At 42.6% G+C, this 14,066-nt stretch carries 14 protein-coding genes; 10 read left to right on the forward strand and 4 right to left on the reverse strand.

Going from position 1 to position 14,066, the window contains the following annotated elements:
* Positions 1 to 308: 308 nt before the first annotated feature.
* The 3 genes from AACW75_RS03385 to AACW75_RS03395 all read right to left on the reverse strand — a co-directional run bounded on the left by AACW75_RS03385 (position 309) and on the right by AACW75_RS03395 (position 3,698).
* Entirely contained in the window at positions 309 to 2,033 is a 1,725-nt protein-coding gene (locus AACW75_RS03385) for an ATP-binding protein (RefSeq protein WP_145568433.1), read from the reverse strand.
* Positions 2,033 to 3,217: an FIST signal transduction protein gene (locus AACW75_RS03390; protein WP_135458236.1), complete on the reverse strand. Its 1,185-nt coding sequence runs from the start codon at positions 3,215 to 3,217 to the stop codon at positions 2,033 to 2,035. Before AACW75_RS03390 ends, AACW75_RS03385 begins: the two co-directional genes overlap by 1 nt.
* 115 nt (positions 3,218 to 3,332) lie before the next feature.
* The gene (locus AACW75_RS03395; protein WP_135458235.1) at positions 3,333 to 3,698 is read right to left on the reverse strand and encodes a hypothetical protein; all 366 of its coding nucleotides are present in this window, start codon (positions 3,696 to 3,698) and stop codon (positions 3,333 to 3,335) included.
* Positions 3,699 to 3,956: 258 nt separating this feature from the next.
* Here AACW75_RS03395 and ccoN point away from each other — a divergent pair, with 258 nt between their 5' ends.
* The 10 genes from ccoN (at position 3,957) to uspE (ending at position 12,955) form a co-directional block, all read left to right on the forward strand.
* Positions 3,957 to 5,384 (forward strand): cytochrome-c oxidase, cbb3-type subunit I, encoded by a 1,428-nt coding sequence (gene ccoN / locus AACW75_RS03400; RefSeq protein ID WP_032497766.1) that lies wholly within the window; start codon positions 3,957 to 3,959, stop codon positions 5,382 to 5,384.
* A gap of 11 nt (positions 5,385 to 5,395) precedes the next feature.
* Positions 5,396 to 6,016: a cytochrome-c oxidase, cbb3-type subunit II gene (gene ccoO, locus AACW75_RS03405; protein ID WP_017074286.1), complete on the forward strand. Its 621-nt coding sequence runs from the start codon at positions 5,396 to 5,398 to the stop codon at positions 6,014 to 6,016.
* Positions 6,017 to 6,025: 9 nt separating this feature from the next.
* A complete protein-coding gene (locus AACW75_RS03410; protein WP_004733679.1) occupies positions 6,026 to 6,199 on the forward strand; it encodes a CcoQ/FixQ family Cbb3-type cytochrome c oxidase assembly chaperone in 174 nt (57 codons plus the stop codon).
* On the forward strand, positions 6,199 to 7,173 hold the full coding sequence (gene ccoP, locus AACW75_RS03415) for a cytochrome-c oxidase, cbb3-type subunit III (RefSeq protein ID WP_004733681.1): 975 nt from the start codon (positions 6,199 to 6,201) through the stop codon (positions 7,171 to 7,173). Before AACW75_RS03410 ends, ccoP begins: the two co-directional genes overlap by 1 nt.
* 108 nt (positions 7,174 to 7,281) lie before the next feature.
* Complete coding sequence (locus AACW75_RS03420) at positions 7,282 to 7,761, forward strand: FixH family protein (RefSeq protein ID WP_004733683.1); 480 nt, start codon at positions 7,282 to 7,284, stop codon at positions 7,759 to 7,761.
* A 5-nt stretch (positions 7,762 to 7,766) separates the two neighbouring features.
* A complete protein-coding gene (locus AACW75_RS03425; protein WP_145568431.1) occupies positions 7,767 to 10,139 on the forward strand; it encodes a heavy metal translocating P-type ATPase in 2,373 nt (790 codons plus the stop codon).
* The gene (ccoS, locus tag AACW75_RS03430; protein WP_017087782.1) at positions 10,139 to 10,375 is read left to right on the forward strand and encodes a cbb3-type cytochrome oxidase assembly protein CcoS; all 237 of its coding nucleotides are present in this window, start codon (positions 10,139 to 10,141) and stop codon (positions 10,373 to 10,375) included. The genes AACW75_RS03425 and ccoS overlap by 1 nt, the downstream gene beginning before the upstream one ends.
* Entirely contained in the window at positions 10,365 to 11,039 is a 675-nt protein-coding gene (locus AACW75_RS03435) for a sulfite exporter TauE/SafE family protein (RefSeq protein WP_004733688.1), read from the forward strand. Before ccoS ends, AACW75_RS03435 begins: the two co-directional genes overlap by 11 nt.
* Before the next feature lie 86 nt (positions 11,040 to 11,125).
* Complete coding sequence (locus AACW75_RS03440; protein ID WP_004733691.1) at positions 11,126 to 11,872, forward strand: FNR family transcription factor; 747 nt, start codon at positions 11,126 to 11,128, stop codon at positions 11,870 to 11,872.
* A 132-nt stretch (positions 11,873 to 12,004) separates the two neighbouring features.
* Entirely contained in the window at positions 12,005 to 12,955 is a 951-nt protein-coding gene (uspE, locus tag AACW75_RS03445) for a universal stress protein UspE (RefSeq protein WP_145568430.1), read from the forward strand.
* Positions 12,956 to 13,143: 188 nt separating this feature from the next.
* Here uspE and ttcA read toward each other — a convergent pair whose 3' ends face one another.
* Positions 13,144 to 14,037 (reverse strand): tRNA 2-thiocytidine(32) synthetase TtcA, encoded by an 894-nt coding sequence (gene ttcA / locus AACW75_RS03450; RefSeq protein WP_029224949.1) that lies wholly within the window; start codon positions 14,035 to 14,037, stop codon positions 13,144 to 13,146.
* Between the last annotated feature and the right edge of the window lie 29 nt (positions 14,038 to 14,066).

Below are 14,066 nucleotides of genomic sequence, written 5' to 3' on the forward strand. Positions count from 1 at the left end.
ATCACTCATAGTCACCAGCATGTTGTTATGTCCATAGCGTTTACCAATATCAATTAAGCCTAGTGGTGATGAGCTAAAGGGACATTTTAACTTTGGAAAATAGTGACATTACAACTTTGCGCTTACAAGCTCAGTGCGTATTATGTATATTATGTTAAATTGAAATTAATAATGGTAAGGCTAGTCTCCACTTATAACACCCCGCTATTCAATTAGGCTCCAAATTAGGAGTCTATTTAACAGTAAGGCTATTTACCATAAAATACCTAATAAACATATATCCTAATCTTCGATTAAGAATACGTTTATTAGATTTCAAGCATTAGTCTATCAATTGCTTCTGTGATTTCTTTGGTTCTCACGGGCTTGGTGACGAAATCATTCATGCCTACATCTAAACACGAACATCTGTCTTCTATTGATGTGTGTGCTGTTAGTGCGACGATTGGCGTTTTGATGTTTGCGTCTCTCATATATTTGGTTGTGGTCAGGCCATCCATTACAGGCATAGACACGTCCATCAAGATAATATCTATTGAGTCGCTGCCTCTTTCAATGAAGCCAATTGCTTCTTCACCGTTACTCGCAATGAAAACTTCGTGGCCTTGTCGCGTTAGGATTAACTTAATCACCATTTGGTTTGTCGGATTGTCTTCGACCACCAAAACTGAATAGCAACTTCTTAGTTTTTGTGAGTATTCATCTGCATCATTTTGGCTTTGATTGTTCGTTACTCTAGTAAGTACTGGTAACTGTACTTCAAATTTGGAACCTTTTCCCGGCTCACTCTCTACGGATATACGTCCACGCATGAGTTCAACAAGTCGTTTGGTGATGGCTAAGCCTAAGCCAGTGCCCCCAAATCTACGCGTGATTGTACTATCGGCTTGTACAAACGGACTGAACAATGAAGAAAGTTGTTGTGAGCTGATGCCAATCCCGGTGTCTTCTACCGTTATATAGAATGAGCTTTGCTGGTACTCAATAGAAACATGAACATGTCCGTGTTCAGTGAACTTAATCGCATTACCAATTAGATTAAAGAGAATCTGTGCCAAGCGACTCGGGTCAATATAATGAAGTTCACCCTCAGGTATATCACTGGTTATAGTTAACTCGAGTCCTTTGTTGTCAGCTGTCTTCTTTTGTTCTGATAACACAAAAGTTACAGTGTCTCTTACGTTACTCCATTGAGGTGCAAGCGAGAAGCATCCGGATTCGATTTTTGAAAAGTCTAAGACATCACTGATAATCGCCAATAGAAGCTCAGATGATGTGCTCATATTAAGCAGTATAGATTGTTGCTCTTTATTTAACTGTGTGGATTTTAGTGTGTCGATCAAACCTATAATTGCGTTCAAGGGGGTTCTTAATTCATGACTCATCATGGCTAAGAATTCAGACTTTGCTTTGTTAGCTCTTTCCGCGTCTCTTCTTGCTGTGACGAGTTCTGCAGTGCGTTCGCGAACCGTTGCTTCAAGCTTTTCTTTGTTCTCGATATCGAAAACGGCTCGCTCAATGAGCGGACGAAAACGATTTAAGGTGGTTTTGGTTTCGATGCTAAAGTGCTTGGTGTTGGAATGGACAAAGATAATGACGGATTGTGTCAATCCGCTGTCAATCCCAGTAATCAGTACAGAGTTAATTTGGTCAAGAACAATGGGATGCAAAGAGTTGAATTCACCCAAAGACTTGGGTTCAAAAAGGATGGCGCATTCTCCATTGATGACTCTCGATAGCTTGCCGCAATCAGTCCAATTTATCTGTTCGAAGACTTTGTTATTGGTCAATAGGGTTTTGAAACTACCTTCATTCCCTACCCTTGATACCACGATAAAATCATCAAACTGGATGTATTTCTTTAGTACGAACTCCAAGCTTGAGAATATCTCCGAGATATTGCCAGCCTTACTGATAGCCGAGATAGTTGACAAGATCACCCTATTCTCTTCAGCTAATTTCCGTTCGCGCGATTTTAGTTTTTGCAGTTCAATTCGAGCTTCTTGCAGCGCTTCTTGACCTTCAGAACTCATTACTTTTTTAACCTATAGAAAGTTGCAGACGACACCATTAAATTTCCGTGTGCATTCTCGCCACCAGAGAGTCTTCCTTGCTCGCCAAAAGTAAACGGACAAATGTAAGGTAGTCCATTAAGTGCTTGATTTATTTGAATGCAAACCTCGTCCATATCTTGTTTAAGATTCAACATAGGTCCTGCACAAAATATATTAATCGCACCTAGTTTCTCTTCGAGATCCATATCATTGTAGTAAGAAGAATGAATGATATTAGCAGCGCGGCTGATTAATTGTTGCTTAGAACCTTGCATTAAATAAATGGTATCGCCTTCATTGATATCAGTGAATAACTCGATACCGTTACATTCTGTCTCTCTTATTGAGTGAGATAATTTGAAATATGGGTAATCGTAGGAAGAGCCTACTTTTCTGCCAAGTGGATAAACAGAAGACTTTTCAAATATATAACCATCATCAGTTCCACCTAAATGGAAGTTCGTCCATTCGTTATAAACGGTAGCAGCTGGCCTGTGGTCTATTTCCAATAAGATTCTGTTTCTGACTTTGGTCACGGTACCTGAATAACGGGTGGGTGTGTGACCAGCACTGAAGGATGAATAGATAGACTGAGATGCAAAGACGACGGTCAGTGACACTCCATTAATTGAGAGTGACTCTTCGGTAAATATGCTCCAATTTCCAGAAACCTGATTGTCAGCTGCGCTTCCACCAATAATAGGTACCTCAGTGCCGAATTTCTTATCGATAGCTGCCATAACCTTCTCTTCATTACCTGGAGTAGAATGCAGCAAGATGAGGTCGGGTATTTCACCTTCTCGATTAGCGTTCTTAAGTGCTCGATCGATGGCGTTGAAGGTGCTGTGGTGTATAGAGTCACCAAAGTGTTCGATACCAGTACCATAAGCATTGATCCCTGAATCATAAATGATCAGCACACCAATCACTGGGCCTGAATGAAATCCAGTTTCGGTCATTATACCGTGGCAAGTTGTACAACCGTGTATGGGAGTATTAGGAAGAGCGTCTACCAAATATCGTTGCACAGCGAGTGTGGAGTACTCTTCTGTGCAATAGCAAATAAGACAAGCAATATCGTCGGGATTATCCACCCCGCTGAGCAGCTCATCTACCGCAATTTTATCATTTAAGGAATAAGAGACTTTTGATAGAAATTTCATAGATTTCTGGAAACTTTATTAATGCACTCTTTATAACACTTAAGTGCACTGTGTTTCACTGATTTAGTACATATTTCTATCAAAAGAACCGAGGAATGACTCAGTTTTGGATCTGTTACTCTTTAGATAGGTTTACAGAAAACGTGCTGACCTGTTGTGGAAATGTAACGGTTATTGAGGATGTATTATCACTAGTTTGTAAAAGCCAACTTGAAGGGCCTTTTTCTTCTAAAATCCCGCTTCCATTTTGGTTAATGATAAATTTGCCAGTTTCAGATGTTTCGATTGAATACCCCAGGCTATTGCCCGAAATCAAAACATTATGTTTATCAATACCAAATTCACAAGGTTTGGAAACGATACAGTTCACCGTTTCGTTATTGTCGTATGTTACTGTTCTCCAAGTAAATGCCGCTATTAAAACAACCAACATGCCGATAATTTGTACGAGCCTGCCCTTTGTTAGCTTTTGTGCCGCCATTATAATCTTTACTCCTTGTTACAAAGTTCAAAGTTTTTAAATAAAAATCCAATTCCAGACCAAGCGTAAGGTTACTACTCTGTCATTGATTTGTTAATTCAAGTATAGTGTCGCGTTGAAAATGCCACTTTTTTTCAAAATCAGCAAGTGGAAATAAAGCCCTGAATAGGCTGAATTTCCTTTTCTAATTTGGGTGGCATTACGACGTGAGTCGTGTTGGAAGTAAAGTGTAGTAAATAAGAAATTGGAAGCATGCAAATGAGCCAAGAAAAGCAGCTTGAACAAAACTACAACTATACGGTCGTCCGTCAATTTACCCTCGTTACAATTTTGTGGGGTATTGTCGGTATGGGCGTTGGTGTTTTGATTGCCGCTCAATTAGTTTGGCCACAGCTAAACTTTGATACGCCGTGGTTGACGTACAGTCGTTTACGTCCCCTGCATACTAATGCGGTTATTTTTGCGTTCGGTACAAGTGCGCTGTTTGCAACATCATATTATGTTGTGCAACGTACCTGTCAGACGCGTCTCTTTGGTGGCCCTCTCGTAGCCTTTACCTTTTGGGGTTGGCAAGCGATTATCCTGTCCGCTGCAATTACTTTACCGTTAGGTTTAACCTCTGGTAAAGAATATGCAGAACTTGAATGGCCAATCGATATTGCTATTACTCTTGTGTGGGTAGCTTACGCAGTCGTGTTCTTCGGAACCATGATTAAACGTAGGACATCGCACATTTATGTAGCAAACTGGTTCTTCGGAGCCTTCATCATCACGGTTGCCGTGTTGCACATAGTTAACAGCTTAGCTGTTCCTGTATCTGCGTTTAAATCTTACTCGATTTATGCAGGTGCAATTGATGCAATGGTGCAATGGTGGTACGGACACAATGCGGTAGGCTTCCTATTGACAGCTGGTTTCCTAGGTATGATGTATTACTTCGTTCCTAAACAAGCTGGTCGCCCTGTTTACTCTTACCGTTTGTCGATTGTTCACTTCTGGGCTCTTGTGTCACTGTATATCTGGGCTGGTCCTCACCACCTACACTACACTGCACTTCCAGACTGGACTCAGTCTCTAGGTATGGTTATGTCATTGGTTCTGTTTGCTCCGTCTTGGGGTGGCATGATCAACGGTATTATGACTTTATCTGGTGCGTGGCATAAGCTTCGCTACGACCCAATCCTACGTTTCCTAATCGTTTCTCTATCATTCTACGGCATGTCGACTTTCGAAGGCCCTATGATGGCAATTAAAACGGTTAACGCACTATCTCACTACACGGACTGGACCATCGGTCACGTTCACTCTGGTGCGTTAGGTTGGGTTGCTATGGTTTCAATTGGTTCGGTTTACCACTTAGTTCCTAAACTATTTGGTCAAGAGCGTATGTACTCTGTATCTCTAATCAATGTTCACTTCTGGTTAGCAACGATTGGTACAGTTTTCTACATTGTTGCAATGTGGATCTCTGGTGTGATGCAAGGTCTGATGTGGCGTGCAGTTAACTCTGACGGTACATTGACTTACAGCTTTGTAGAATCTGTAGAAGCTTCTTACCCGTTCTACTTTGTGCGTTTCTTAGGTGGTCTTATCTTCCTATCTGGTATGTTCTTACTGGCATACAACACGTACAAAACTGTTTCTGCACCTAAAGATAGTCTTAAAGCTATCCCTCAACCGGCTTAAGGAGATTTAGAATGAGCTCAAATTCAAAGAATCGCCATGAGTTGGTCGAGAAAAACGTTGGTCTACTCGCGATCTTAATTGTTATCGCAATCAGCTTTGGTGCTTTAGTAGAAATCACTCCGCTTATTTTCCAAAAGCAGACGACTGAGCCTGTAGAAAACCTACGCGTTTACTCTGCTCTGGAAATGGAAGGTCGTGATATTTACATTCGTGAAGGTTGTAACGTATGTCACAGCCAAATGATTCGTCCTTTCCGCTCTGAAACAGAACGTTACGGTCACTACTCTGTAGCTGGCGAAAGTGTTTGGGAACACCCATTCCTATGGGGTTCTAAGCGTACTGGCCCAGATCTAGCGCGTGTAGGTGATCGTTACTCTGATGAGTGGCACCGTGTTCACCTTCTCGACCCTCGCGAACTTGTTCCTGAATCAAACATGCCTGGTTTCCCATGGCTTGCTGAGAATGTACTTGATGGCAAATTGACTAAGCAGAAGCTTGAAATCTTCCGTAATCAATTTGGTGTTCCTTACACAGACGAACAAATTGCTAACGCTAAACAAGATGTTGAAGGAAAAACAGAGATGGATGCAATCATCGCTTACCTTCAATCGCTTGGCCACGCAATGAAATAAGGAATAATTATGGACATTATTACATTTCAAAGTGTTTGGACTGTTACTGTTTTTGCTTGTTTCATCGGCATCGTTTGGTGGGCTTTCGGTAAGAATCGTAAGTCGCGTTTCGACGAAGATGCAAACCTAGTGTTCGCTGATGAAGCACCTGCGAAAGATAAAAATCAAGGAGTGACGAAGTAATGAGTACATTCTGGAGTATTTGGGTAACAGTCATCACAATCGGTACGCTGATTGGCTGTGCAGCCTTACTTCGTTGGTGTTCCAACGATAAAACAGGTGTAGAAGAAGGTCATGACATGGGCCATGAATACGATGGTATTCGTGAGCTTAATAACCCACTACCTAAATGGTGGACATACCTTTTCGTTAGCACAATTGTGTTTGCAGCTGTTTATCTTGCTCTATACCCAGGCCTTGGCAACTTTAAAGGTCTACTAGGTTGGACGAGTTCAAACCAAACAGTTCGTAGCGTAGAAGAGTCTCGCTCTGCAATCGCTGCAGCTCAAGCTAACAAACAGTTAGATGAGTACGCAAAAGAGCTTGATGACGCGAATACTTACTTTGGCGAAGCATTTAAGAAGCTAGCTCATGATGAGAACGGTCTTCGTTCTGTTCCTGACATTGCATCAGATGCTGACGCAATCAAAGTTGGTCAACGCTTGTTCCTGCAAAACTGTTCTCAGTGTCATGGTTCTGATGCTCGTGGTCAAAAGGGCTTCCCTAACTTGACTGACGATGCATGGCTATATGGCGGTGAACCACAAGCGATCGTTACTACCATCATGCATGGTCGTGTCGGTCAAATGCCAGCGTGGAAAGACGCACTTGGCGAAGAAGGCGTTAAAGAAGTGGTTAGCTACACTCTTAGCCTTTCTGGTCGTAGCGTGAACGTACGTGAAGCAGAAGCTGGTAAAGCACGTTTCGTAGTGTGTGCTGCGTGTCATGGTACAGATGGTAAGGGTAACCCTGCTGTTGGTGCTCCTGACCTAACAGACCGCGATTGGTTGTTTGGCGATTCTCGTGCTGATGTAACTGAAACAGTAATGAACGGTCGTTCTGGTGTAATGCCGGCTTGGAAGGACATCCTCGGTGAGGATAAAGTACAGCTCGTCGCTGCCTACGTCTGGAGCCTCAGCAACTCAGATAAAGAGTAACATAATAATAACAGCCCCTTCTTAAGGGGCTGTCTTTCTTTTACAGTTATAACCTTAAGTGTTTGTAAAAATTAGTTTTATTTCATTGGATATATTGAGAATAATAATATGGTACAACCTTGGTATAAGCAGTTTTGGCCGTGGTTTTTGATCTTCCTAACCGTTGGCGTTTCTATGCTAACATTGGTTCGAGTCGCGATACTTACCAACCATTCAGTTAACGTTGTCACTGAAGATTACTATAAAAAAGGTAAAGGTATTAATGTCGACATTTCAAAAGTAAACGTTGCTAAAAAGCTTGGCCTATCAGCTTCAGTTAGCGAGAAAGGTAACTCAGTTATCATTACCCTAGACAAAGGCAAGCTAGACCACTTCCCTGCTATTAGCGCAATGTTCGTGCACCGAACGCTCCCTGACCGTGATTTTACTCAGCTACTGACCGCTGATGCGAGCGGTAACTACACGTTGACTCTGGACCATGAAATGCAAGGTCCATGGTTTATCGAGCTTTCTCCGCATGATTCTGAATGGTTAGTGCAAGGTCGCATGAACTTCCCAATTGATACTCCTACTCAACTAACGAACTAAAGCTTATGTGTGAATCCTGTTATCACTGCGGTGAAGATGTACCAGCGGAAACGGATTTTAAAGTAGAAATCTTAGGATCGGTTCGACCGATGTGTTGTCCAGGTTGCGAAACCGTAGCCCAGACAATCGTTGATAGCGGTTTGGTCTCTTATTACCAATATCGTACCGCTCCGGCTGAAAAAGCGGATCTAGTTCCAGAGCAACTTCTGGCACTCAGTCATTACGACAACGAAGATGTTCAATTGGAGTTCGTCCGTAACTCTGAAAATACTTCTGAAGTGACATTGTCACTAGAAGGTGTCTCTTGTGCTGCTTGTGCATGGCTTATTGAGAAGCAAGTCTCTTCAAAGTTAGGGGTTGTTAGTATTCGTGTTAATACCACGACTAACCGCGCCCTGCTCAGCTGGGACAACACTCAGGCTAAACTGAGCGAGCTGTTGTCTGCAATCCATACCCTAGGCTACAAAGCCGCTCCATTCGAGGCTGATCAACAAGAAGCCGCCTATCATCGATCGATGAAGAATTATCTCTATCGTCTTGGTATTGCTGGTTTAGCGACCATGCAAGTCATGATGTTAGCTGTAGCGCTCTACCTCGAAGTATTTGGCAGCCTTGAACCTGAATTCAAAAGTTACTTCCGTTGGGTAAGTTTGATCTTCGCAACACCTGTTCTCCTATACTCTGCGTTGCCTTTCTATATTAATGCGTGGCGCAGTATTAAAGGCCGAACATTGGGTATGGATGTACCCGTTTCGATCGCTCTGCTATTTGCTTACGTTGCGAGTTTAGTGGCAACAGTGACAGAGCAAGGCGAAGTGTTCTTTGAATCTATCTCGATGTTCACCTTCTTTTTGTTGCTTGGTCGTTTCCTTGAGATGCGCGCGCGTCGTAAAGCTGCAGCAGCTAGCGGTAACTTGCTTAAGCTCGTTCCTGCGATGGCGACAACGCTAGACGGTGAGCAAGTACCGGTAAAAACCTTAAAAGTTGGCGACCAGATTCGCGTTCTACCGGGTGAACATATTCCCGCAGATGGCAAAGTATTGTCTGGCAGAATTCATATCGATGAATCCATGCTGACTGGCGAATCTATCCATGTGGTCAAGAATGAAGGTGATACGGTCTTTGCTGGCACATTGAATGGTGATGAATCGTTTGAATTGGAAGTGATGACCTCTAAAGTGGATTCGGTTATTTCTAATATCGTTCGTCTTCAAGATGAAGCTCAATTGTCTAAACCCCGAATTGCTGAAATCGCCGATGTGGTGGCTCGATACTTTGTCGCGGTTATCTTAATCATTTCATTCGGGACTTGGTTCTACTGGCATCAAACACGACCAGAGGACGCTTTCTGGATCATGCTTTCAGTATTAGTAGCGACCTGCCCTTGCGCTTTGTCTCTTGCGACGCCGACGGCGATTACGTGTTCAACATCTCGTATGGGTAACTTTGGTATTTTGCTGCGCAAAGGTCACGTATTTGAAACCTTGTGCAAGGTAAACCACTTGATCATCGATAAAACGGGCACTCTGACTGAAGGTGATATTCGTATCAGTAAAGTTGAGACGTTTGCTGACCTTGATAAAGACACTTGTTTGCAAGTTGCAGCAAGCCTAGAGCAACACGCTAACCACCCTATCGCTAAAGCGTTCAAAACTTATATTTCTGATGGTATCGAAGTAGAGTCGGTAAACAACGTGATTGGCTCGGGCATTACTGGCGAGTTGAATGGGCAAGAGGTGGCGATTGGTAGCAGCGAGTTCATTCTAGGTGAAGCTCAGCCATCTGAAAGTAATGGTATTTACTTGTCGATGTCTGGTCGTCATATTGCAACATTCACTTATGAAGATCCGATTCGTAAAGAAAGTATCGAGTTCATTAAGCAATTCAAAGAAGCGGGAATCAAAACTACGCTGCTGACTGGCGACTCTTTGATTAATGCGAAGCCTGTTGCAGCAGAGATTGGTATTACTGACATTGTTGCTAACGCGAAGCCGGAAGACAAGCTGGCTTATTTAAACTCTAGAGACGCAAGTGACATTACCATGATGGTTGGTGACGGTATCAATGACGCCCCTATTCTTGCCGGTGCTCACCTGTCTGTTGCTATGGGCGGCGGTACTGATGTGGCGAAAGCCTCTGCGGATATGGTGCTATTGGGTGATAAGCTCGATAGATTACTTAAGTCCCGTACTTTGGCGCTAAAAACGCGTAGGATAATCCGTGAAAACCTAGCTTGGTCACTAGGGTATAACTTACTTATTCTTCCTTTGGCTGTCGCAGGTTTGGTTGCTCCATACATTGCCGTTGTTGGCATGTCTGCTAGCTCTATTATTGTAGTATCTAACTCGTTAAGGCTTTTAAAAGAGCAAGGTAAATAATGGAAAGTTTATACATACTCATTCCAATTGCGATCGTACTTGTATGTATCGCGGTTGGAATCTTTCTATGGGCAGTGAAGAGCGAGCAGTTTGAAGACCTTGAACGCCAAGGCCATAACATTCTGTTTGATGAAGATACTAATGTTCATCATCATTCTGATAGTAAACCTGTCAAGAATGAGAAAGCTAACGTAGAAAGCCAAACTAACTTAGACAAAAATAACGATGACGCCTGATTGGATTGGCGCTTTTGTTGTTGGATTGATCGGCGCAGGCCATTGCATGGGAATGTGTGGTGGTATTGCGTCGCTTCTTTCGATTGGCAACAGTAAACCTTCCCCTGTCATTCCTCTGCTTTATAACTTAGGGCGCTTGCTAAGCTATGCTGTGATTGGCGGTGTTATTGGTGGTGCAATCTCTTCGATAGGTCAGCTGAGCGATTTTAATGCTCTGCTGGGCTGGCTGCGTTTGTTTGCTGCTGGTTTTATGATCGTCTTAGGTTTGTATATTGGTAAATGGTGGTTTGGCTTGTTGTTCTTTGAAAAAGTTGGACAGAAGCTATGGCGTTATATCTCTCCTTTAGGCAAATCATTTCTACCATTGAAGCACCCTAGCCATGCTTTACCTTTTGGTTTTATCTGGGGTTGGCTTCCATGTGGTCTTGTTTACTCAATGCTAACGTGGGCGGCCGTATCAGGAAGTTGGTATAACGGAGCGGGTATCATGCTTGCTTTCGGTTTAGGTACTCTTCCAGCGATGCTCACGGTTGGAATGGGTGCCAATTTCCTCAAAAAACTGCAACAAGCTGACTTATTTCGCCAGTTTGGCGCAATTTTAATCCTCATTTACGGCTTCTATACCGGTTATATGGCGCTACAGCTCATTATTTATACCGTATAGTGGTGTCTTTAATCCGGTTTTTTTACTACCCTTTAGGATTAAGGAATGCTAAAATATTGACGTATATCAAATAGTGAAAGATTGTTATGATTTCTGAAAAGCCTGTGACGAAACGAGTTCAGTCTGGTGGCTGTGCGATCCACTGCCAAGATTGTAGTATTAGCCAACTCTGTATCCCATTTACTTTGAATGAATCTGAGCTAGATCAACTTGATCAGATCATTGAAAGAAAGAAACCTATTCAAAAAGGCCAAGAGCTATTTAAAGCGGGAGACGAACTTAAGTCTCTTTATGCTATTCGCTCTGGAACGATTAAAAGCTATACGATTACCGAGCAAGGTGATGAGCAGATTACTGCATTCCACTTAGCGGGCGATCTTGTTGGCTTTGACGCGATCACGGGTGACGAACACCCTAGTTTCGCTCAAGCTTTGGAAACTTCTATGGTATGTGAAATTCCATATGAGATTCTCGATGACTTATCAGGGAAAATGCCTAAATTGCGTCAGCAGATTATGCGTTTGATGAGTAATGAGATTAAAGGTGACCAGGAAATGATTCTGCTTCTTTCTAAAAAGAACGCGGAAGAGCGCCTTGCGGCATTCCTTTACAACCTTTCAACTCGCTTCTCTCAGCGTGGCTTCAGCCCTCGTGAGTTCCGCTTAACGATGACTCGTGGCGATATTGGTAACTACCTTGGTTTGACTGTTGAAACAATCAGCCGTCTGTTAGGTCGTTTCCAAAAAGCGGACATCTTGAGCGTTAAAGGCAAATACATCACTATCGAAGATCACGATGCGTTGATGGAACTTGCTGGCGTTTCAAAAGAATAGTCTAGATATCAATGATGTAGTTCAATAATGAGCTACATCATGTTTCTCTCTTAAAACCTCTTATATTTCTCTTATTCTCTCCATAACTACGCTACATTATTTATATGTTCGGTCTGAAAAGTAGGCTTAGTTATGAGTATCTATAACAAAATTTTAGTTGTCGCAGACATTAATCACGATGAGCAACCTGCTCTAGTTCGTGCTATCCAACTTGCCAAGAAAAGCACCTCAACAAGCCACATCACTTTCTTTTTGTCGATCTACGACTTCTCGTATGAAATGACATCTATGCTCTCTGTTGATGAGAGAGATGCAATGCGCAAAGGCGTAATTCATCAGCGTGAAATTTGGATGAATAAGGTTGCTGCTCCTTACCTTGATGATTCTATTGAATTTAACGTACAAGTGGTTTGGCATAATCGCCCGTATGAGGCGATCATTGCTGAGGTTTACAGTGGTGAGCATGACATTTTGATCAAAGGCACGCGTAAGCACGATACGTTAGAGTCTGTTATCTTCACCCCGACAGACTGGCATTTATTGAGAAAGTGCCCTAGCCCAGTGCTGTTGGTTAAAAATGATTTCTGGCCGGATGATGCTAAGATTTACGCTTCAGTTCATGTTGGCTCTGAGACAGAAGCTCATTTAGAGCTCAATGATTCAATGGTTGACAGATTACTTGAGATTTCTGGTCGTTTAGATGCTAAGCCGTTTTTGGTGAATGCCTATCCTGTTACGCCAGCTAACATCACTATTGAATTACCAGAGTTTGATCCGACGTCTTATACCGATGCGGTACGAGGCCATCATTTGACGGCGATGAAAGCATTGCGCCAGAAGCATGGTATGTGTGAAGAGCAAACCGTGGTTGAGCAAGGCTTGCCGGAAGATGTTATTCCTCGCGTATCGTCTGAACACAACGCTGCGATGGTGATTCTTGGTACAACTGGCCGTACTGGTTTGTCTGCCGTGTTTATTGGTAATACAGCGGAACATGTTATCGATAAGATTAACTGTGACGTTTTAGCGCTTAAGCCCTCAGGTTATGTGAGTCCTCTGGACCCTAACCTTTCTAAAGGTTAAGTTTTTCCTAGTGGGTTAAACTCGGGACAGATTTAGCCTCTGTGGTTTACGTTCAAGAATAGTTAACTTGTAAACGAAAAAACGCCTCAAGTATTACTTGAGGCGTTTTTGTTTGTCTAATACTACTCGTTATTCATAACAATAGAATAGCTTCAAAGAACCGAATAGCCTAAAGGCGATTTATATCGTTATACGTTAGTCACGTCGATATACATTGATTCATCAATGTTTGACGACGAGATTTCAGCTTCTTCGAATTCGTATGCTTTGCGCTCTTCAGTACGGTCTAGCGGTAAGTTAATGAAATCAAACAACTCACGGTCTGCTAACTGGCTAGGACTTACGTTTTGAATGGACTTAAAGACCTTCTCTACGCGTCCTGGAGTTTGCTTATCCCAGTCGATCAGCATTGCCTTGATGTTTTGACGCTGTAAGTTCTCTTGAGACCCACAAAGGTTGCAAGGAATGATTGGAAACTCTTTGTGCTCAGCGTATTTAATCAAATCCGTTTCACGGCAATAAGTCAATGGACGAATAACAACGTTACGACCATCGTCAGAGCGTAGCTTCGGTGGCATCGCCTTTAAACGAGCACCGTGGAACATGTTTAGGAACATAGTCTCTACGATGTCATCAAGGTGGTGCCCAAGTGCGATTTTAGTTGCACCAATTTTTTCTGCAAACGAGTACAAAGTGCCACGACGCAGACGAGAACATAGGCCACATGTTGTCTTACCTTCAGGCACTTTTTCTTTAACAACTGAATATGTGTCTTTGTCTACGATGTAGTAAGGAATATTCAGTGTTTCAAAGTATTCAGGAAGAATATGCTCAGGGAAACCAGGTTGTTTTTGGTCTAGGTTTACGGCTACAACATCAAATTTGATGGGTGCGGCTTCACGTAAACGTAACAAAATGTCTAGCATCGCAAATGAATCTTTACCGCCACTAATACATGCCATAACGACATCATTCTCTTCGATCATGTTGTAGTCGACGATGGCGTTTCCAACATTTCTTCTTAAAAGTTTCTGAAGTTTGTTGAATTCAAGTGTCTCTTTTTTTATATCGTTTTGGTTCATTGCGACTCTCACACCGTCTTATTATCGAC

The sequence above is a fragment of the Vibrio sp. L3-7 genome (assembly GCF_963898195.1).
Lineage (GTDB): Bacteria > Pseudomonadota > Gammaproteobacteria > Enterobacterales > Vibrionaceae > Vibrio > Vibrio echinoideorum.

Coding starts and splice junctions, on each gene's coding strand:
- AACW75_RS03385 (WP_145568433.1), bottom strand. CDS start 2,033: ATGAGTTCTGAAGGTCAAGAAGCGCTGCAAGAAGCTCGAATTGAACTG.
- AACW75_RS03390 (WP_135458236.1), bottom strand. CDS start 3,217: ATGAAATTTCTATCAAAAGTCTCTTATTCCTTAAATGATAAAATTGCG.
- AACW75_RS03395 (WP_135458235.1), bottom strand. CDS start 3,698: ATGGCGGCACAAAAGCTAACAAAGGGCAGGCTCGTACAAATTATCGGC.
- ccoN (WP_032497766.1), top strand. CDS start 3,957: ATGAGCCAAGAAAAGCAGCTTGAACAAAACTACAACTATACGGTCGTC.
- ccoO (WP_017074286.1), top strand. CDS start 5,396: ATGAGCTCAAATTCAAAGAATCGCCATGAGTTGGTCGAGAAAAACGTT.
- AACW75_RS03410 (WP_004733679.1), top strand. CDS start 6,026: ATGGACATTATTACATTTCAAAGTGTTTGGACTGTTACTGTTTTTGCT.
- ccoP (WP_004733681.1), top strand. CDS start 6,199: ATGAGTACATTCTGGAGTATTTGGGTAACAGTCATCACAATCGGTACG.
- AACW75_RS03420 (WP_004733683.1), top strand. CDS start 7,282: ATGGTACAACCTTGGTATAAGCAGTTTTGGCCGTGGTTTTTGATCTTC.
- AACW75_RS03425 (WP_145568431.1), top strand. CDS start 7,767: ATGTGTGAATCCTGTTATCACTGCGGTGAAGATGTACCAGCGGAAACG.
- ccoS (WP_017087782.1), top strand. CDS start 10,139: ATGGAAAGTTTATACATACTCATTCCAATTGCGATCGTACTTGTATGT.
- AACW75_RS03435 (WP_004733688.1), top strand. CDS start 10,365: ATGACGCCTGATTGGATTGGCGCTTTTGTTGTTGGATTGATCGGCGCA.
- AACW75_RS03440 (WP_004733691.1), top strand. CDS start 11,126: ATGATTTCTGAAAAGCCTGTGACGAAACGAGTTCAGTCTGGTGGCTGT.
- uspE (WP_145568430.1), top strand. CDS start 12,005: ATGAGTATCTATAACAAAATTTTAGTTGTCGCAGACATTAATCACGAT.
- ttcA (WP_029224949.1), bottom strand. CDS start 14,037: ATGAACCAAAACGATATAAAAAAAGAGACACTTGAATTCAACAAACTT.